Annotated in this window: 16 protein-coding genes; 8 read left to right on the top strand and 8 right to left on the bottom strand. The window is 42.6% G+C overall.

Annotation, left to right across the window (positions count from 1 at the left end; genetic code table 11):
- Window positions 1-85 precede the first annotated feature (85 nt).
- On the bottom strand, window positions 86-2401 hold the full coding sequence (locus HDC92_RS21465; protein WP_183877042.1) for a hypothetical protein: 2316 nt from the start codon (window positions 2399-2401) through the stop codon (window positions 86-88).
- Window positions 2331-3374, bottom strand: a complete 1044-nt coding sequence (locus tag HDC92_RS21460) for a hypothetical protein (protein ID WP_255484620.1) — start codon at window positions 3372-3374, stop codon at window positions 2331-2333. Before HDC92_RS21460 ends, HDC92_RS21465 begins: the two co-directional genes overlap by 71 nt.
- A gap of 118 nt (window positions 3375-3492) precedes the next feature.
- Here HDC92_RS21460 and HDC92_RS21455 point away from each other — a divergent pair, with 118 nt between their 5' ends.
- Window positions 3493-4077 (top strand): HPP family protein, encoded by a 585-nt coding sequence (locus HDC92_RS21455; protein WP_012780898.1) that lies wholly within the window; start codon window positions 3493-3495, stop codon window positions 4075-4077.
- An 8-nt stretch (window positions 4078-4085) separates the two neighbouring features.
- Here HDC92_RS21455 and HDC92_RS21450 read toward each other — a convergent pair whose 3' ends face one another.
- The 3 genes from HDC92_RS21450 to HDC92_RS21440 all read right to left on the bottom strand — a co-directional run bounded on the left by HDC92_RS21450 (window position 4086) and on the right by HDC92_RS21440 (window position 9727).
- Window positions 4086-4823, bottom strand: a complete 738-nt coding sequence (locus tag HDC92_RS21450) for a ThuA domain-containing protein (RefSeq protein ID WP_183877041.1) — start codon at window positions 4821-4823, stop codon at window positions 4086-4088.
- Between the two features lie 73 nt (window positions 4824-4896).
- On the bottom strand, window positions 4897-6963 hold the full coding sequence (locus HDC92_RS21445) for a TonB-dependent receptor (RefSeq protein ID WP_183877040.1): 2067 nt from the start codon (window positions 6961-6963) through the stop codon (window positions 4897-4899).
- A 49-nt stretch (window positions 6964-7012) separates the two neighbouring features.
- Window positions 7013-9727 (bottom strand): TonB-dependent receptor, encoded by a 2715-nt coding sequence (locus HDC92_RS21440; protein ID WP_183877039.1) that lies wholly within the window; start codon window positions 9725-9727, stop codon window positions 7013-7015.
- 174 nt (window positions 9728-9901) lie between these two features.
- Between HDC92_RS21440 and HDC92_RS21435 the strand changes: the two genes are divergently transcribed.
- Both HDC92_RS21435 and HDC92_RS21430 read left to right on the top strand, forming a co-directional pair.
- A complete protein-coding gene (locus HDC92_RS21435; RefSeq protein ID WP_183877038.1) occupies window positions 9902-12121 on the top strand; it encodes an NADP-dependent isocitrate dehydrogenase in 2220 nt (739 codons plus the stop codon).
- Window positions 12122-12246: 125 nt separating this feature from the next.
- Window positions 12247-12669, top strand: coding sequence for a hypothetical protein (locus HDC92_RS21430; RefSeq protein ID WP_183877037.1), 423 nt, complete (start codon window positions 12247-12249; stop codon window positions 12667-12669).
- A gap of 35 nt (window positions 12670-12704) precedes the next feature.
- Here HDC92_RS21430 and HDC92_RS21425 read toward each other — a convergent pair whose 3' ends face one another.
- Together HDC92_RS21425 and HDC92_RS21420 are read right to left on the bottom strand one after the other, a co-directional pair.
- Entirely contained in the window at window positions 12705-14513 is a 1809-nt protein-coding gene (locus HDC92_RS21425; protein ID WP_183877036.1) for a DNA polymerase III subunit gamma/tau, read from the bottom strand.
- Between the two features lie 93 nt (window positions 14514-14606).
- Entirely contained in the window at window positions 14607-15479 is an 873-nt protein-coding gene (locus HDC92_RS21420; RefSeq protein WP_183877035.1) for an AraC family transcriptional regulator, read from the bottom strand.
- 165 nt (window positions 15480-15644) lie between these two features.
- On the opposite strand from HDC92_RS21420, the gene HDC92_RS21415 reads away from it, so the two are divergent.
- The 5 genes from HDC92_RS21415 (at window position 15645) to mtgA (ending at window position 18289) form a co-directional block, all read left to right on the top strand.
- The gene (locus HDC92_RS21415) at window positions 15645-16238 is read left to right on the top strand and encodes a hypothetical protein (RefSeq protein ID WP_183877034.1); all 594 of its coding nucleotides are present in this window, start codon (window positions 15645-15647) and stop codon (window positions 16236-16238) included.
- A 159-nt stretch (window positions 16239-16397) separates the two neighbouring features.
- Complete coding sequence (gene rpsF / locus HDC92_RS21410) at window positions 16398-16757, top strand: 30S ribosomal protein S6 (protein ID WP_012780907.1); 360 nt, start codon at window positions 16398-16400, stop codon at window positions 16755-16757.
- Window positions 16757-17020 carry a 30S ribosomal protein S18 gene (gene rpsR / locus HDC92_RS21405; protein ID WP_012780908.1) on the top strand — a complete coding sequence of 88 codons (264 nt, stop codon included), beginning with the start codon at window positions 16757-16759 and terminating at the stop codon, window positions 17018-17020. Before rpsF ends, rpsR begins: the two co-directional genes overlap by 1 nt.
- Window positions 17021-17030: 10 nt before the next feature.
- The gene (gene rplI, locus HDC92_RS21400) at window positions 17031-17474 is read left to right on the top strand and encodes a 50S ribosomal protein L9 (RefSeq protein WP_012780909.1); all 444 of its coding nucleotides are present in this window, start codon (window positions 17031-17033) and stop codon (window positions 17472-17474) included.
- 149 nt (window positions 17475-17623) lie between these two features.
- Window positions 17624-18289, top strand: a complete 666-nt coding sequence (gene mtgA / locus HDC92_RS21395; RefSeq protein WP_221270998.1) for a monofunctional biosynthetic peptidoglycan transglycosylase — start codon at window positions 17624-17626, stop codon at window positions 18287-18289.
- On the opposite strand, the gene HDC92_RS21390 is transcribed toward mtgA, so the two are convergent.
- Window positions 18290-18769 (bottom strand): hypothetical protein, encoded by a 480-nt coding sequence (locus HDC92_RS21390; protein ID WP_012780911.1) that lies wholly within the window; start codon window positions 18767-18769, stop codon window positions 18290-18292.
- Between the last annotated feature and the right edge of the window lie 25 nt (window positions 18770-18794).

Below are 18794 nucleotides of genomic sequence, written 5' to 3'. Positions count from 1 at the left end.
GAGTCCGCCTTTTCTGTGGAAAAAGTCGGACTCACCTCGGACTCATGTCGGACTCATACCGGACTCATTCAAAAGACAGACCAGCTCAATACTTGTTATTATAACTTTTAAAATACCCACATTCTTTTAAGATTTCCTGATAAAACCTCGTGTCTTTATACTGGTTTTTTAAGGCTGCGAAATGCCCGCCAAAAAATACCGGTTCAATGTCTGAATTCCAGTAGTTCATGTCTTTTTTATCGGGATTGATATAACCTTTGTTGTAGCTTTCGTTTCTTTCACACTTGCTGGCCATAAATATGCACCTGGCTTTCTGTTCCTTACTATTGGCAGCACTTGCGGCAAGTAAATAATATCTTTCGGCTATTTTAGCCGAAAGCAGCATAGGTTTAAAAACTTCCGGGATGTCAAAAGGGGTAGCCCCATCGGCATTCATGATACGGGTTTGAAAAAAGGTCCTTGCATTGCCATAAAAGGTAATGTTATAAAAAGCATTGGCCAACAGGAAGGCGTTGTTGTACACATTTTTGCCTGTTTTTATTTCAGCTTCCATTTTTTGCATGGCTTTTAGTACATCAAGTGCGTACAATTCCTTTGGCTGTTTCAGGGCATGGTCACAGTCGTGACAGTCATTTATTCGCATGTTAAAAGGATTTGAGGGCATGAGATAACCACTGCTCTTGCTTTTGTTCATCAGGGTAATGGCAGCATCAATTTTGTCCTGGTAAACCTGTACGAGCGACTGATGGTAATAAAGATCGTGTTGTTCAAAAGGATAATAACGGAGCATGGTCTGCTCAAAAGCTGTTTTACCTGGCTTTTGCAAAAAGGCAATCATCTGCACAATGTTCTGGTTATTCATGTAAAACTCATGATAACTTTTAAAAGCATTTGCTTTCACAACATCTCCCTGTTTTTTGTAAAGTTCGGCAATGTCACTGATACTTTCCCGCAGTGCTTTATTAAATCTCAGGGAAGCAATGGTGTCCTTACCCTGGTAAAGGTCCGAGAACCAGTTTAAAGGTTCGATCATTTTTATTTCAGCATTAGCGTCAATCTTTTTTAGTTCCTTTACAAATAAAGTCCAGTCCAGTATTTTATATTGGGCCATGACCAGTTTATCCCCTTTGGGCAGCTGTTTTTTTGCGGCCTGATAAAAGGTTCTGCTTGCAGCGTAATTGCCGCCTATGAAGTTCAGGTAACCTGCGGCCAGGTTCCAGAAATAAGGTTTTGCAGTATTGTTTTTTAATGCAATACTGCTTACCAAAGTTGTATTTTGTTTAAGTGTGCTTTTGGCTGCGGTGTCGGGTTCAGTCTGGTAATAATTGTCGTCCTGATACTCGGTGATGTTGATGATCCTGGCCAGCAAAAGATCAAGCTTTTCTGATTTCGGATCCAGCCGGACAATTTCGGTAACTGCCCGCTGGGGATCGTAATTGATGCCCAGCATCTGCCAAAGAGTGGCCTTTTCGGAGCTGGTTTTAGCCAACTGAAGGGTTTTTTGCCAGTCGGCCTCTTCCTGGGGATGAAAACTCCATTCGCTCGGGATTTTTGCTTCCGTTGAATAATCGTAACACAGACTATTCAGGTAATTGGATAGTGCATAATTTTTGTGTTTGTAGTGCCAGCCAGCTACATATCCCAGGGTTCTGTAATACATCATGTTATGTGGAAAGGCACTTTTAAAGGTGTCAAAGGTTTTTAATGTTTTAGAAACCGTTGTATGCTGGGTTGAATCTGACTTTTCGGCAAAATAATAATACCTGACCAGCTGGAACCACAACCGCTGCTTTATAAAAGGATCTTTGGCCTTTTTGAAATGATCTAGCAATTGCACTTCTGCCGAGCCGGGTAGGCTTGGCTGGGGTTGAGGTTCCCAGGAATAAACAACATCAGTTGCAGCAAAGCTTTCGCAAGACTTGGCCAGCAGCAGGTAGTCGAAAAATGCACTTGTTTTTTTCTTGTTTAATTTTACCGCACCTAGCGCCGGGGCAAGCCCGGGCAGTTCTTTTATTTTTCCCTTAAAATTGTTGTAAACAGAATCAATCCCGTTATATGATGCTTTAAACAGCAGGTATTCCAATGCGGGCTTTTCAATTTTCTGGTCAAAATAGCCATACCAGTCGTTGATCACCTGGTCGTTGTAACGGGAAGGATTGTTCTCATAGCCCGAGCCCCAGCCACCGCCATAATAAGAAATATATTCTGTGTAAAAGAAAGGGGTGTAGTCTTTTGCTACGAAGGCTTCCGGACTAAAGCTGGAGTATTCGTAATCGAATCCATAGTCGGAACAGGCCCATACCAGACCACCTGCAAACAGGCTCGAGATGCTAAAAATAAGCAGAAATTTCTTTGAAATCAGTTGCTTTATACGCCGATAGGTTGAGGTTGCCAAGTTCATAATAGATAATTGTTCGTTTGTCTTTTTTATTTAAATGTGCCGACAGCTGCTGTGCTGCCTGGTCCAGGGTGTTTTTATCAGTTTGTTCCAGTTTAAAAATATCTCCGGTTTTTATGTAAATGCCCCCGGTAAAAAAACTGCTTGCAGCACGGTATACCATTTTGCCTGCTGGTGTAAATTTTGCCGTATTGCTCAGTTCGGCGCTTCCTATTTTTCCATACACCTGTATGATTTTGCCGTCCCTGATTTGCAACGACCACGAAAACACAGGCAAAGCAATGTCTAAAGGCAAAAGGTACCGGGGTAAACTGCTGATGTAAGTTGCTGCATCCCCTGGGTTGTAAATAGAATTTGGTGCTGCAGGATCGGGTGAGAGTTTTCCCATATTGTAAAACATCAATATGCCCCTGTCTACCGGTGGTATGCCGGTTTTAAACTGGTATTTTACCTGGTGTAGTCTTATCGTTGCTTCGAGTTTTTTTTTACTGATGGCTTTTAAAGTACTTAAAAAGCTGAAATAACTTTCCTTGCTGCGCATTGTCCAGTCGCAGTCGACCTGAATGGCCTGGTAAGCAATATGCTGATTTTTTGTCAGACGTTCAATAAGGGCCAGGCTTTTTATGGCCAGACTGTTGATGCTGTCTTTATCCAGTTTTTCAAAAGTCTGGTTGGTAATGAATATTACTGGTGTAATGTTTTGAGCGGGTGTCAGGCCGTTAAAATTTACGATAGCTTCGGGATAGGGACGATTGTTTTTTGTATCCCATTTAATGTCGAAAAAGCGTATGTAAAGTTTATTGCAACCTGCATTTTTTAGCAGTTGGACCTGTTTTGTGCCTAATGCAAAATTTTGTTTCCAATAATAAAATGCAGTAGGGCCCTGATCATTATTTTTACAGGAACTACAATAAATTGTCAGAAAAAGCATACAGCTGATGAGGCGAAAGTGTAAACCCGCAGAAATAATGACCATAAATTTAAATTGCTCAATAACTTCGCCAAGTTATGTGAACAATGGCCTTGAAACAAAATAATTTAGACTAGAGTATTGCTGGATTTAATCTTAATTTTGCGGCGAATACAGAAAAGAGATGCCTGGAAGAATCATTAAAAAACAATACCGCAAAGCCAGATACATATTATATCGCGAAACTTTAATCGATGCCAAAGAGCATGTGCTTACTTTTCTCGGTTCTTTTGTTGGGATTGGCCTGATTGGTTTATTGAACAGTCAATACCTGGTGGCCAGCGATAATTTATTCCTGATCGGGTCATTTGGAGCCTCCTCTGTATTGGTATATGGCCTGATCAACAGTCCCCTTGCCCAGCCCCGCAACCTTATTGGAGGGCATGTGATCTGTGCTATTATTGGTGTTACTGTTTTTAAGCTCTTTTCGGCCGAACTCTGGTTTGCCTGCGCACTGGCGGTTTCTTTATCTATTGTAGCCATGCAGATCACCAAAACCCTGCACCCTCCGGGCGGGGCTACTGCGCTCATCGCAGTAACCGGTGGAGAAAAGATCAGGGCACTGGGTTATATGTATGTATTGTCGCCCGTATTGTCGGGTGTACTGATCCTGTTCCTGGTGGCACTGATATTCAATAACCTGAGACACCGTAAATACCCTTCAAAACCAATTTTGAAAAGACGGAAAGCCCCCAGGTTTGCCCGATAGGTGCTTGTTTACTCCATCTTTTTTACACCCATGGCATATTGGATGCCACCCAGCAGATGCTGTAAAAAAAGCGGGTCGGTATAAGATTCATCCACATGGCCCAGTTCAGTATAGAAAGAACGGCCACCTTCGAAATCATGGTACCAGGCCATGGGGTGAACAGGCGAATTTTTACCACCTTTATAGCTGTTTTCGTCTATGGTAATGAGTACTTTAACCTCTGGGTTCAGGTCTTTGAAATTGTACCATTCATCTTTTCGTTTCCACACTTGGGGCAAATGTCTGGTGGCGATGGTATTTCTGTTTACCACATTTAATACGGCTTCCTGCTGGGCGGGGTGGTTGATAAAATAAGCACCGGCCAGTTTACCGTACCATGGCCATTCATATTCAGTATCTGTAGCGGCATGAACCCCAACGTAACCACCACCGTTTTTAATGTATTGTTCAAATGCGGCTTGCTGTTCATTGTTTAATACATCGCCGGTTGTGTTCAAAAAGATAACTGCAGCATATTGCTTCAGGTTTTTTGAGGTAAACTTGCCCGCATCAATAGTGCTATCCACTTCAAATTTATTTTCCAGGCCCAATTTCTGGATAGCAGGTACGCCAACCTTTATGGAGGCATGATGGTAGCCCGCTGTTTTAGAAAATACAAGGACCTTTTTTTTCTTTGCAGCAACAGGACCGACAAAAAATAATATCAATAAGGTGGCAATAACAAGGGTATGAAAGTTTTTAAACATGGTTCAATTTTTGAGGCTAATGTAGTAAATCTTTTAATGATGACAAGGACCTGTTTGTGCGCCTGCCTGACAATTATAAGTGGTTAAGCCGGAGCAGCAGGCCGGCATAAAAAGTACGTTTGGCGGCTGCATTGTAATAGCGGTCGTTAAAGGCATTCAGGTCATTGCCCAGGCTGTATCTTTGGTTGAGTATATTGTCTGCACCGGTAAAGAGTTCTGCAGGAGTACGGCCGATACGTAAATTTTTCCAGCTGATTTTGGCCTGCAGGATGTGGTATTTTTTTGCATAGGCCGTATTGGCATCATTTAGCGGGATCTGCGAAGTAAAGCTATGCTGCAGAAAGATGTAAACCTGATTGGGCAATTGTATGTCGGCGCTGCTAACCAACATGGTTTTAGGTACTCCGGTAAGGGCATTGCCCGAAAAGTTATTGGTTTTGTCGATGTAGTTGTCAAATTTAAAGCGACTAAGGGTATAGGTATTGCGGAGTTGCAAACCTCTTACAGCGCCTGAGGTACGGGTAGGTATCGGCCAGAATGAAACTGTGCTTTCCAGGCCAGGTTGTTTTGTACCGCCGGCATTGATAAAATATTCTGCATCATTTTGGTCCAGACGTCTTACTATTGCATTTTTCAGGTTGTAATAGAAAGCAGTAACATCTATGAGCAGCCTGTTGTTCAGGGCCTGGTACCTTAGTCCAGCTTCGTAATTCCAGCCATATTCTGGCTGCAGGTCTACATTGATCACATTGTTGGATGCTCTTATTTCGGCCAGACTGGGAGCTGAATAACCTTTGCTTACGGAAGTTCTGACTGAAAACTGTGTGCCGATCAGATAAGATAATGCTGCCCTTGGCATAAACTGGGTATCAAAGCTGTTTTTTCTCTCGGCAATGGACACAGGGGCAATGCTCTGGTAGGCATATTGGTATAAATTGGCGCTTGCCGAAAGTTCGAACAGCCATTTCTGCTGTACATCTATACTTAAGTGAGCGAAAGCAAAACTCGAAGCAGCCTTTAATTTATCTGAGGCCTTCAGTGCGGCAGTCAGCCCTTTGTTATTGTCGTAATTGCTAATGTCTGAACGGGTTTCCATACTTTCTATGCCCAGGTCAAATTTCCAGTTTGCTTGAGTTAGCTTCTTTTCATATTCCAGGAAGGTGCGTAAGCCCAGGGTAAACTCTTTGCGTTTTTCGTAATTGCTGATGAAGGGATTTTTAAAATCGGTATAAGAAGAAAATATGGAGACTATATGTTTAAACCGATCGCTGAGCTGCCAGTTATGGGAAAGCCCCCCATAAAGGGTTTTGCTGTAAATGCCCGCCTGCTGTTCTATTGCACTTTTTGAAGGGCCGGCAGCGGGCCTGGAGAGTTTAGGGTTTTGCAGATATTCGGCTGGGGTAAGGCCACCGGGAGTATTGTAATGTAAGTCGGAATAAAATAACAAAGCCTTCAGTGCGGCATTTTTAGTATAGTCCCATTTGTGCAGGGTTTGAAAATACTTGCGGTCCATAGCACTATGGTCGCGGTAGCCATCGCTGCGCTGATAGGCCTGGGTAATGTTCAGGCTGTATTTGTTGAACTGCTGGTTTAGGGACAGGCCTTCCCTGAAGGCACCATAAGAGCCGCCTTCCAGGTTTAAAGACAGCGCAGTGCTGTCGGGCTGACTGCCCCGCGGCTGGATCAGGATTACACCGCCCGAATTGGCGCCAAATATACTGCTGTGCGGACCTTTTAATACCTGTATTCCGGAGGCTGCCGATACATCCAGCGCATTTAAGTAGCTGTTGCCACCCGCATCTGTTAAAGGAAAATCGTCAAAATAGATTTTTACATTTCTTATCCCAAAAGGAGAGCGCAATAAGCTGCCGCGGATAGACAGACGGTAACTGCCCGGAGAGCGTTCTTCCATCCGTACACCGGAAATGGTATTGATGGCAGAGACGAAGGATCCGGCAGGCTGTTTGTCCAGTGTGGTCTGATCCAGTACCCCAATGGCTCCTGTTGACCGGATCAGTGGCTGGGCAGAGAAGTAGGGGCGGATCACAACCTCATTAAGTTTTTTTGTGCTGTCGGATTTGACCTGGGCTATCCCTGAAAAACAAAGTGCAGTTAAACAGCCGGTAAAAAATGTTTTCATCTGAAACAAAGCTATAGTTTAGATTTTAAAATCTATGCTCAGAATCTGGCTATTTACTCTTAAATATATTCAGTTTGTACTGGTAAGTAAGCAGGAAATACCTTCTTAAGATTTCATTTTCAGATGTACTGACCACATTATTGTAGGCATAGCGGTATACAGGAATGTTCTGATCGAGCAGATCATAAACAGACAGTTTCAACTGTCCGCGGTCTTTTTTCAGCATTTGAAGGGTAAGGGACAGATTGAGGATATTGGCACTTTTTGAAAAGCCCTGTGCCACCTGTGGGTTGTAATTGAAATTGTATTTTCCATCAATGATTACTCTTTTTGGCCATCTTAGGCTTAAATCGGCACCTAAAGTATGGGTATTGGAGCTGATGGTCCTGTAATTTACCTCTTTATACTCAGTGCTCGAGTTTCTAAAGTTATAACTGGTATTGATGCTTAAAAGTTCATTGTAGTTAAAATTAATGCCCTGTCCGACATTAAAGTCATAATTGTACTGAACACCCTCGTCGGCATTCAGGAAAAATGCGCTTTTACGCATGTTCAGGTAAATGTTGGCATTGAGGCCGATCTGCCAGTGCTGTGATTTTTTAAACTGCTTACCTGCATTTCCGCTAAGATAGGCCCTTAAACCCCCGTTTCTATTGACATAGGTTGAGCTGGTTGCCCCATTGCCATCAACTGTAGCTTTTTGTACGATGTTATTTTCGGATAAGGTTACAGAAGAATAAGCATTGTAGTTGAATTGACTGGCATAATAGTATTTATAGAGATTGCCGGAAAACTGATGTACACGGCCCGCTTTCAGGTCGGGATTACCGGAAAACCTGTACAGCTGGCTATATTCTCTTACTATGGGCTGCATTTGACTGATCGCAGGCAGGTCCAGCCGCTGGTTATAGCCGATGGAAAAGCCCGGCCCCCTGAAATTAAATACAGGGAAAAAATTGTAATACTCCTTATTGATATCGGTTACGGTGCTGTTGAACTTATTGCTTACATTTTGATATTCAGCATTTACACCTGCGCGGAGGCTGTATTTTTTATTGAGCTGATAATTTAACTGGGGACGTAGCGACTGGGTAAATGTAGTCCTGTTCAATTCATTACTTTGGTTGGGCAGGAAGAGGTCGTATGTATCGTTCAGCTTATTTTTATCAAAGGTTTGCAGGATATCGGTATTGCGGGCATACCTGCTGTCGGCACTGAATTCTGCTGTAATTTTTTTGGTCAGGGGCAGGTTATAGTTTAAGGATATATTTCCTGAACTGGTTTTGGTATGGTGATCCGCAAAACGGTCCAGGATCTCTGATCTGATGCTGCTGGTAAAAGAAATCAGTTCATTATAGGAAAAATTGTCGGACGTGTTCTGGTTGAGGCTTAAATTATGATTAATGCTGAAAGATTCGCCTTTTCGTTTGAGCCTTTTGTGAAAGGAAAAAGCATGGGAGAAGCTGTTTTGGCTAGTGTTTTCAGTTTGTTTGGCATTGGTTTCGTTTAGTTTTGGCGTAAAATTGTTAAAGCTGTTGCCGAAGCTGGTATTTAGGTTTTTATTGGAGGAAAGGTTCAGCTTAGGCTCATACCTGAACCTGAGCAAAGTATCGGGCTTCCATTCGATGAGACCGCCAATGGCATGTTTGTTTTCTGTACGGTCTGAATTGTACAGAGATGAAGAGGAGAGCAGGGTATCTGTCAGTGTCCGTTCGTTAAAACCTTTCTGGTTGTTGATCCTGTTGGTATTGGTATAAAAATAGAGCAGGTTCATTTTTAATTTTTGCCCGTAATCGTTATTGATGTTGACACCTGCGGAGGCTACTTTTTCCATGCCGCCCCAGCTTTGGCCACCAAATGTGCCGTCGTAGACCGGATCGCCGCCCGACCTGCCAAAGCCGCCCATACTGTACAGTTCATTTCTGGAAAAGCCTGTTTTAGAGAGGTTGTTGGCCATGCCTATTAAGCTGACCTGCAGGGTATCCCTGAAATTGCTCAGGATTCCTGCGGCCTCATACCTGTCGCGGCTGCCCCCGCCTGCATATATTTTTCCGAGCGTGCTCTTCTTGATTTTACTTTTAAGTTTCAGGTTGATGATCTTTCCGACTTCCGTGTCGCTGAGCTTATGATCGGGATCGTTCTCCCTATCGTCATATACCTGGATCTTATCGATCAGATCGGCATCAAGGTTTTTTGTAGCCACCCTTGTATCGCTGCCAAAAAACTGTTTGCCATCGATGAGGAGTTTGTTGATGGACTTGCCGTTCACTTCGATGGAGCCGTCTACGTTGACCTGCACGCCGGGCAGTTTTCTGAGCAGTTCCTCGACCACGGCATTGGGCCTGGTCTTAAAAGCTTCAGCATTGAATTCAATGGTATCTTTTTTAATTACCACCGGCGATCTTTCGCCATGGATCACAACTTCTGTCAGGTTTTTTCCACTAAGCAGCAGCTCGCCGAAATTTTTAACAGGTCCGTTTCCATAATCAAGATGCTGCCGGAAGGTATGGTAACCCACATAAGAGATGATGATTTTAGTGGCGGTATTGAGGGGTAAGTTGTTGAGGGTAAAAGTTCCCTTATTGTCGGTCAGCGTATAAGCAATCAGGCTGGTATCTTTGGCATGCACAACGGCAACTGTTGCATATTCCAGTGGGGCATGGGTAACAGAGTCGACAAGCCGGCCCTTAACAGAGGCTTTGTTTTGTGCAAAAGCTGATGTAGCTGCAAGCCATAACAGCAGGAGAGCGATAATTTTAAACATGTATTCAGGTTCGTTTGTGGTTCCTCAATATTACAAAAATAGAAAACAAATAGCGAGTTAAAAATTGTTAAAAAATCATCTGTTTATCCTATCTTTAGGCGATTTAATCGAAAGCGCGTTTTATCCTAAACAATCAGCTTTTATTTTCATTCACATAATCGTATTTATAAAAATATGTCAGACACATCAAAAATTATCTATACCAAAACAGATGAAGCGCCAATGTTGGCAACCTATTCACTTTTACCGATTGTACAGGCTTTTACCGCCTCTGCAGGCATTGATGTAGAAACCAGGGACATTTCTCTGGCCGGAAGAATTTTGGCGAACTTTCCTGAGTTTTTAAAGGAAGACCAAAAAGTTGGAGATGCATTGACTGAACTGGGGCAGCTGGCCACCACACCGGAGGCCAATATCATTAAACTGCCAAACATTTCAGCTTCTATTCCACAGCTTACGGATGCAATTGCCGAATTACAGTCACAGGGATTTGCCATTCCAAACTATCCGGATAATGCACAAACTGAAGAAGAGAAAGCGATAAAGACAAAGTATGCAAAAGTATTAGGTTCCGCGGTTAACCCTGTTTTGCGTGAGGGTAACTCTGACCGCAGGGCACCTAAAGCAGTTAAAAATTATGCAAAGGCCAATCCACATTCGATGGGTGCCTGGTCTGCCGATTCTAAAACAAGGGTAGCCAGCATGAGTGAAGGTGATTTTTACGGATCTGAGAAATCGGTTACCGTAGCAGAGGCTACTCAGTTTAAGATCGAATTTGTTGGTGCCGATGGCACTGTAACGGAATTAAAAGGGCTGTCGCCTTTAAAAGCAGGAGAAGTGATCGACAGTTCTGCACTGAGCTTATCGGCCTTAAAATCATTTGTAGCCAAAACCATAGAAGAGGCCAAAGCAGCCGGGGTTTTACTTTCAGCACATTTAAAAGCAACGATGATGAAGGTTTCTGACCCGATCATTTTTGGTGCGATAGTAGAAGTTTATTTTGCAGCAGTTTTTGCCAAATATGCCGAGCTGTTTGCCAGTCTGAACATAGATACCCGTAACGGATTGGGTGATGTGTATGCTAAAATTGCAGGAAATGCAAGGGAAGCAGAAGTAAAAGCAGACATTGAGGCGGCTATTGCAAACGGGCCTGCACTGGCGATGGTAAATTCTGATAAAGGCATTACCAACCTGCATGTACCTTCTGATGTGATTGTTGATGCTTCTATGCCGGCAATGATCCGCACATCTGGTCAGATGTGGAACAAGGACAACAAACAGCAGGATACGATTGCGATTATTCCTGACCGTTGTTATGCCGGTGTGTATACGGCTACCATAGACGACTGTAAGGCACATGGTGCTTTTGACGTAACCACCATGGGTTCTGTTCCGAATGTGGGTCTGATGGCACAGAAAGCAGAAGAATACGGTTCTCACGATAAAACTTTTCAGGCGGCTGCCAATGGCACTATTCGTGTAACGGATGCCGATGGTAAAGTTTTCTTTGACCAGAAAGTTGAAAAGGGCGATATTTTCCGCATGTGCCAGACCAAGGATGCACCGATCCAGGACTGGGTTAAACTGGCCGTAAACAGGGCCCGTTTATCGGCTACGCCGGCTGTTTTCTGGTTGGACGGGAACAGGGCGCACGACAGGGAGATTATTGCGAAAGTGAAAAAATACCTGGCAGATCACGATACTTCAGGTTTGGATATCCGTATTTTATCGCCTGTTGAGGCTACTAAATTTACTTTGGAAAGGATCCGTAAAGGAGAAGATACCATTTCGGTAACTGGTAACGTATTGCGTGATTATCTGACCGATCTTTTCCCGATCCTGGAATTGGGTACTTCGGCAAAAATGTTGTCTATTGTTCCTTTGATGAATGGCGGTGGTTTGTTTGAAACCGGAGCTGGAGGTTCGGCACCAAAACATATTGAGCAGTTTATCCATGAAGGATATTTGCGCTGGGATTCATTGGGTGAGTTCCTGGCACTGGCGGTATCATTGGAACACCTGGGCCAAACGCAGCACAATGCGAAAGCATTGGTGCTGGCCGAAACTTTAGATGCTGCAACAGAGAAATTCCTGGCCAATGATAAATCGCCCGCACGTAAAGTAGGGCAGATTGACAACAGAGGCTCACATTTTTATCTGGCTTTGTATTGGGCACAAAACCTTGCTGCACAGACCAGAGATGCCGATTTGCAGGCCAGGTTTACTGAACTGGCTAAGGTGCTGACTGAAAACGAAGCGAAAATTTCGGCTGAACTGATTGCTGCACAAGGCAAACCGCAGAACATTGGGGGTTACTATCACCCGGATGACCAGCTGGCCGCTGCTGCAATGCGCCCTAGTGAAACCTTAAATACTGCTTTGGCGGGATTGTAGGCTAAGGCACATCATCTTGTAAAAAGGCTGTTCATGTAGGTGAACAGCCTTTTTTGTTTTAGTGCTGTTGAAAGCAAAACATTCGGTCTTTGTTGGGTGTTATATTTGATATAAAACTTACCATTATGATGACGGGCCCAAACGATGAGAAAGGTGCTGGAAAAGCAACCGACAAACTACACCCAATGAATCTGGGAGAGACAAAAGATTTTGAAAATTTATCGTACGACAAAGAAAAAAACAGCTTTGAATTTGACGTAAGGGGTAAAGATGAAGATTATGACCACCCATTGCCCTATGACACCTCGGCACCTAATGGCGAGGATAGCATTTCTACTTATGACGAATCCAATCCTTACATTGGTACGGAATATGACAATGAAAAAGAGATGAGTGAGCGGCTGGACGGGGCGGGGATGCGGATAGACAACAACGGGGAAAGTATTGAGCTGAGCCCGGAGGATGAAATCCTTTCACGCACTCCTGAAGATGACCGTGAAGATCTGGATGAAGAGGGTTATCCTGTAAATGATAAACCGGGCAGGTGATATTTAAAGCATCTTGAAGAGCGTATTGAAGAGGCTTAAGGGTTTACATCGAGGTTGAACCTTCTGCGCATTTCTTCCAGCTTTGGATTTTTTTCTACTAGGTACTGGTATTTTTCGGTGCTGGTATATAAGCGGTTTACCACTTCTTTTACCACTTGTTTGGTTTTGATATAGATGCTGAAGTTTTTAAGCCTTGGCCTCAAAAAATTGAGCAGGTCTATCATTTCTTCCTGAAGCAGGTCTTCCTGTAGTTTGTGTTCTACCTGTACCAGGATTTCATCCGGTTTCTCGAGGATGGGTACTGAGGTACTCATCAGGGTATATACATTGATCCTGTTGGCTTCTTTCACCATACTGGTGTATTGGTTCCAGTAAAGCAGCAACTGGTCCTGTGTGAAAATTTCTTTATCACTTCCGGTGATGTATTTAGGTTCATCGCCATCTGTTCCTTCTGCGTTGTTCTGAATGCCGTTTAATGAAGGTACAAGCATGGCAACCTTACTTTGCTGTGCCAGGGATATTGGGTTTAATACAATTTTGGAAGATGGCGGAGGCGTTTTTTTAGGTATATTGACTGTTGGGCTAACTTCAGCGGGTATAACAGGGGGTAGATTTACAGGGACTGGACTTTCGGTTACCGAAGTGGCCGGAGCTGTAAATGAGGATTGTTCAGTACTTATACTAGTTTTTTTTTTAATCTGATCTGGGTCAGTCGCGGTATTGGTTAAGGGTTGGCTGGCTAATTGGAGTACCGATGGGATGTGGCACATCTTGATCAGGGCCATCTCTACCTGGAGCCGCTGGTTTTTACTGTTTTTGTAGTTCAGATCGCACTGGTTAGCCAGGTTTAAGGCCGTCAGAATAAATGAAACCGGCGTTTGCTGGCTTTGGCTAATGTATTTTTGTTTGATGTTCTCGCTTACTTCCAGCAGTTTGGTAGTTTGCGGGTCTTTGGCAACAAGCAGGTTTCTGAGGTGGCTGGCCAATCCGTTGATGAAGTTATTGCCATCAAAACCATTGTTCAGGATTTCATCAAAGAGGATGAGTGTATGGCTTACATCTGTAGCCGTAAGGTATTGGGTAAGCTTAAAATAGTAGTCGTAGTCGAGGATGTTGAGGTTGTCGATTACCGATTTATAAGTTAAGTTCTTATTGGTGTAACTTACAATCTGGTCGAACATGGAAAGTGCATCCCTTAAGCCACCATCTGCCTTTTGGGCAATGATGTGGAGCCCATCAGCCTCTACGGCTATGTTTTCGCGCTGTGCAATTTTATTTAAATGGCCTGATATGTCCTCTACCTGGATGCGGTTGAAATCAAAGATCTGGCATCGCGACAATATGGTGGGCAGTATTTTGTGCTTTTCGGTGGTAGCCAATATAAATATGGCATAGGAAGGTGGTTCTTCCAGTGTTTTCAGGAAGGCATTGAAGGCATTTGCCGAAAGCATGTGCACCTCATCTATGATATAGATTTTATATTTTCCTGCCTGCGGCGGGATTCGGACCTGTTCGATCAGGCTCCTGATGTCGTCGACCGAGTTATTAGAAGCCGCATCAAGCTCGTGAAAGTTAAAGGAATGGCCGGTTTGAAAGGAAACGCAGGACTCACAGGTGCCGCAGGCTTCCTGTTCGGCGGTTAAGCTGGTACAGTTGATGGTTTTGGCAAGGATACGTGCGCAGGTTGTTTTACCTACTCCCCTGGGTCCGCAAAATAAAAAAGCCTGTGCCAGCTGGTTGTTTTTAATGGCGTTTTTTAAAGTGCCGGTAATGTGCTGCTGGCCAACAACGGTTTCAAACGTTGCCGGACGGTACTTACGGGCTGATACTATAAAATTCTCCATTCGCCTACGAAAATAGGAATTTTTGTTGAGCTTGGAATGCCGGAAATCCGGATTGTTGAAAATTTGACGGAAAGAAGAGGGGCGGGGCCTGTTTTATTTGAATACTGACTTTAATTCTTTTCGGTATTGTGAGGCACTTTTGCCGGTAAATTCTTTAAACAATTTATTAAAGTGGCTGAAATTATTGAAGCCGCTTTCGTAGCAAATATTGGCAATGCTGATCTGTTTTTCGGCTAAAAGCTTTGAGGCGTGTACAATGCGGTATTCATTTACAAATTGTGTTAAGGTTTTTTTAGTGATTTTTTTGAAATACCTGCAAAAGGAGGGTACGGTCATGCTGGCCATTTCTGCTATGACCATTAAATTTAATTCTTCCTGGAAATGATCTTTTATATAATTAAAGACCATATTGATGCGATCGTTGTCCTGAAGCTGCATTTCCATAGCAAAGCCAGAGGCATTTAAGATTTTATAGTCGCCGGAACTATCCAGTTCCTTTAAAATGTTCAATAAGGTCAGAAGCCTTTCAAATGGTTGCTGGTTGTCCATCATTTCAATCTGACGACCCACAGTTTTTTTTGTTTCAGGCCCGAATGCAATGCCGCCCCTGGCTTTATCGAAGAGGTCAGAAATGCATTTTATTTCTTGTAGCTCTAAAAAAGAGCTGCCAAGAAAGTCTGGCTTCATCTGGATAACGGTTTCGTTTTTATTGCCGGTATTGGTGTCGGTAAAGCCGCAGTGGGGCAGGTTGCTGCCAATCAGGATCAGGTCGCCATCGGTGTAATAGGATACATGGCTACCGATTTGTCGTTTGCCCGTCCCGCCATTTATAAAAACCATTTCAATTTCCGGATGGTAATGCCATACATGCGCCTTATTGTTCAAGTTTTCTTCGTATTTTGAGTAATAAAAAGAACTTCCGAACGAAGGTTCGATGATTTCGAAGCTTGGTTTTGAATTTTTCATGATATTTAATATCAAAAATACTAAATTCAATGTTAATTTGTTGTTAACTAATGAATTTGTAGTGTTAATCTAGCATATATATTGGAAAATGTACTGGTGATTTTTAGTTTTTATGAGTTTTATCTTTGGTGTATGAATTAATTGTTAAAATTAAACATTACAGCCATGGGAAATTTATTTAAAATCGGTGTTTTTGTAGTTTTTTTGTTGAATTCTGCAATGTTGCATGCAAATGATGATGGTTTTTCGTTCAAAGTTAAGCGTGTGGATAAAAAATCAGTCTCTTTTTTCATTGAAGGGGGGCAAACTGTTGCCCTTTCCCTATATGATGATACTTATGAAGTTTTATATCAGCAAACCATAAAAGCGTTGGGTTCTTCCACTAAAATATACAATCTGGATGCTTTTCCGGATGGTAATTATGTGTTCAGGTTAGTAACTGAACAGCGGAGTGCCGAATATAAGGTGTTGATTGCCGATGGTAAAGCTATAGTTGCTGAGCCAGTAGTGATGGAAAGGTTTAAGCCGGTTTTTAGCAGGGACAATGAATTTGTAACCCTTGAACTGGAGAATGCACCTGCTGATCAGATAGAGGTTCAGGTTTTTGATAAATACAATGACCTGTTGTATAGCAGGATTTTTGATGTGAAGTCGAAATTCATTAAAAAATTTAATGTTGCACAGGTATATGCACAGGATTTGACTTTTACGATTAAATGTAAAGACCAGGAGTTTAAAGAAGTAGTTTCTATGTATTAGTACATTGGAAAGATACTTTGAAGAGATTGCCTCAAAAGGGCAGTCTCTTTTTTTTAAAAACCTTTGTATTTTAGAGATTTATCACTACTTTTGCATCCCCTCATTGATGCGCGTTGAGCACATCAGGAGAGGATTAATTAAAAAAACAAATAAATAACAATGAATCAGTACGAAACTGTTATCGTTCTAACCCCGTTGTTGTCAGAAGAAGTTGCGAAAGAGGCGATTGCCAAATTCAGCAAGATCATCGCTGACAGCGGAGCCGAAATTGTTCAAGAGGACAATTGGGGTTTGAGAAAATTAGCGTATCCGATTGAAAAAAAAGCAAGCGGATTTTTCCACCTTACAGAGTACAAATCTTCAGGTGAATTAATTAACAAGTTGGAGTTGGAGCTTAAGCGCGATGAGCGTGTGCTACGTTTCCTTACCATTAGATTAGACCGTCATGCGGTTGCCTATAATGAGAAGAAACGCAGTGGTGCTTTTAACAAAAAACCTAAACAGGAGGCTGCAGTATAATGGCAAAGGATCAGATACAATATGTTACCGCTCCAAAGGTGGACGATAACAGAAAAAAATATTGCCGTTTCAGAAAAAACGGGATTAAATATATCGATTATAAAGACGCAAACTTCTTATTGAAATTTATCAATGACCAGGGTAAAATTTTACCTCGCCGTTTAACCGGTACTTCATTGAAGTTTCAACGTAAAGTGGCTCAGGCGGTAAAACGTGCACGTCACATTGGTTTGTTACCTTTTGTTGCTGACCAATTAAAATAGGAGCTGAGAGATGGAAATTATTTTAAAACAAGATATCAAATCCCTAGGGGAAAAAGATGATATCGTGAATGTAAAGCCAGGATACGGCCGTAACTACCTGATTCCTCAGGGATTTGGTGAGCTGGCTACTCCTTCAGCTAAAAAGGTATTAGCAGAAAACTTAAAGCAGGCTGCTTTTAAACAAGATAAAATTAAGAAAGATGCGGAAGGCATTGCAGAGCGTTTAACTGAGGTTAAATTAACTATTGGTGCTAAAGCTGGTGAGACAGGTAAGATTTTTGGTGCAGTAAATACCATTATGATTGCTGAGGCATTGAAACAAAAAGGTTTTGATGTTGACCGTCGCCGTATCACTTTCGAAACTGAGCCTAAGTTTGTTGGCGAATATGTAGCCAACTTAAACTTGCACAAAGAGGTGAAAGTTAAAGTTCCTTTTGAAGTTGTAGCTGAATAATTAGCTGTAAACAGAAATAGAAAAGCGCCCCATAACCGGGGCGCTTTTTTTATAGGTGTTTTTTGCAATTAAGCTTTACCTTTGCACTGATGTCAAAACGTAAACGGACAAACACACGAAAGTCCGCCCCCTCTCTGTTCAAAAGGACCATGTCGGTTGTAACCCGGGTTTTTCTCTGGTTTTTAATGGTAAGTGTATTGTGGGTATTGGTTTACCGCTTTGTGAACCCGCCCATTACCCTATTGATGGTGCTGCGCAATATAGAGCTTACAACCGATGGTAAGCCGGCTAAAATGGAGAAAGAATGGGTGGATTTTGAGGATATTTCGGATAACATGAAGCGCGCCGCTGTTTCTGCAGAAGATCAGCTGTTTTTAAAACATATAGGTTTTGATGTAAAGGCGATAGAAAAAGCTTTTCAAACGAATAAAAAAGGGAAGAAGATAAAGGGTGGCAGTACCATTTCGCAGCAAACGGCCAAGAATGTTTTTTTATGGCCGGGTCGTTCCTGGCTGCGTAAAGGCTTTGAAGCTTATTTTACCTTGCTGATTGAAATGCTGTGGAGCAAGGAACGAATCCTGGAAGTTTACCTGAATGTAATTGAAATGGGGGATGGTATTTATGGTGCTGAAGCCGCTGCACAAGCCTATTTCGGTAAATCATGTACTAAGCTGAGCCGTTCTCAGGCTGCATTGATTGCTGCCTGCTTTCCGAATCCCAGAAGGTGGACACCGGTGAGACCGACGCAATACATCAAACACCGCCAGTATCTTATCCTTAAGAATATGAGAAGGTTAGGTCCGCTTGATTTTTAATTACAGTAAATGTGCAAATACTTTACTGTGCCAGCTTTGTTCAAATGGCGTTTCCCATTTGTCTTCAAACTCCTGACGCGTTTGTACCAGATTGTTGAAAACTATAGTCTCGGGCGTAACGGTTTTGATGTTTACCAGGGTCTCAAAATCTTCTTTGTTCGTTACAATTACCTTATCGTCAATTTTGTAGGCAATGTTAAACCTGTCGAACAGGTCTACATTATAGGTCTGTTCAATTTCTTTAATGATGCGGACAGAGGCGTCTATAGAACATCCGGTAACACCGGCAGCGGCCTCATCAACGGTAAATACGATAAAGAAATTGTGCAGTATTTCGGCTTTTGCCTTTAACTGATGTCCATGCGCTTTCCAGGCCGAAGCAAAGTCGTCTAATTTTTGTTGTATAGCAGTTACTTCGTCATTTGTGAATGCGCGGTTACTTTGGTAGATCCAAACTTTAGATTGTGGAGAAAAACTCATGTTCAAATTTAAGAAATTATTTAAA

It is taken from the genome of Pedobacter sp. AK017, from assembly GCF_014200825.1.
GTDB classification, from domain to species: Bacteria; Bacteroidota; Bacteroidia; order Sphingobacteriales; family Sphingobacteriaceae; genus Pedobacter; species Pedobacter heparinus.
This window is presented reverse-complemented; position numbering and strand designations above follow the sequence as displayed.

Coding starts and splice junctions, on each gene's coding strand:
- HDC92_RS21465 (WP_183877042.1), bottom strand. CDS start 2,401: ATGAACTTGGCAACCTCAACCTATCGGCGTATAAAGCAACTGATTTCA.
- HDC92_RS21460 (WP_255484620.1), bottom strand. CDS start 3,374: ATGGTCATTATTTCTGCGGGTTTACACTTTCGCCTCATCAGCTGTATG.
- HDC92_RS21455 (WP_012780898.1), top strand. CDS start 3,493: ATGCCTGGAAGAATCATTAAAAAACAATACCGCAAAGCCAGATACATA.
- HDC92_RS21450 (WP_183877041.1), bottom strand. CDS start 4,823: ATGTTTAAAAACTTTCATACCCTTGTTATTGCCACCTTATTGATATTA.
- HDC92_RS21445 (WP_183877040.1), bottom strand. CDS start 6,963: ATGAAAACATTTTTTACCGGCTGTTTAACTGCACTTTGTTTTTCAGGG.
- HDC92_RS21440 (WP_183877039.1), bottom strand. CDS start 9,727: ATGTTTAAAATTATCGCTCTCCTGCTGTTATGGCTTGCAGCTACATCA.
- HDC92_RS21435 (WP_183877038.1), top strand. CDS start 9,902: ATGTCAGACACATCAAAAATTATCTATACCAAAACAGATGAAGCGCCA.
- HDC92_RS21430 (WP_183877037.1), top strand. CDS start 12,247: ATGATGACGGGCCCAAACGATGAGAAAGGTGCTGGAAAAGCAACCGAC.
- HDC92_RS21425 (WP_183877036.1), bottom strand. CDS start 14,513: ATGGAGAATTTTATAGTATCAGCCCGTAAGTACCGTCCGGCAACGTTT.
- HDC92_RS21420 (WP_183877035.1), bottom strand. CDS start 15,479: ATGAAAAATTCAAAACCAAGCTTCGAAATCATCGAACCTTCGTTCGGA.
- HDC92_RS21415 (WP_183877034.1), top strand. CDS start 15,645: ATGGGAAATTTATTTAAAATCGGTGTTTTTGTAGTTTTTTTGTTGAAT.
- rpsF (WP_012780907.1), top strand. CDS start 16,398: ATGAATCAGTACGAAACTGTTATCGTTCTAACCCCGTTGTTGTCAGAA.
- rpsR (WP_012780908.1), top strand. CDS start 16,757: ATGGCAAAGGATCAGATACAATATGTTACCGCTCCAAAGGTGGACGAT.
- rplI (WP_012780909.1), top strand. CDS start 17,031: ATGGAAATTATTTTAAAACAAGATATCAAATCCCTAGGGGAAAAAGAT.
- mtgA (WP_221270998.1), top strand. CDS start 17,624: ATGTCGGTTGTAACCCGGGTTTTTCTCTGGTTTTTAATGGTAAGTGTA.
- HDC92_RS21390 (WP_012780911.1), bottom strand. CDS start 18,769: ATGAGTTTTTCTCCACAATCTAAAGTTTGGATCTACCAAAGTAACCGC.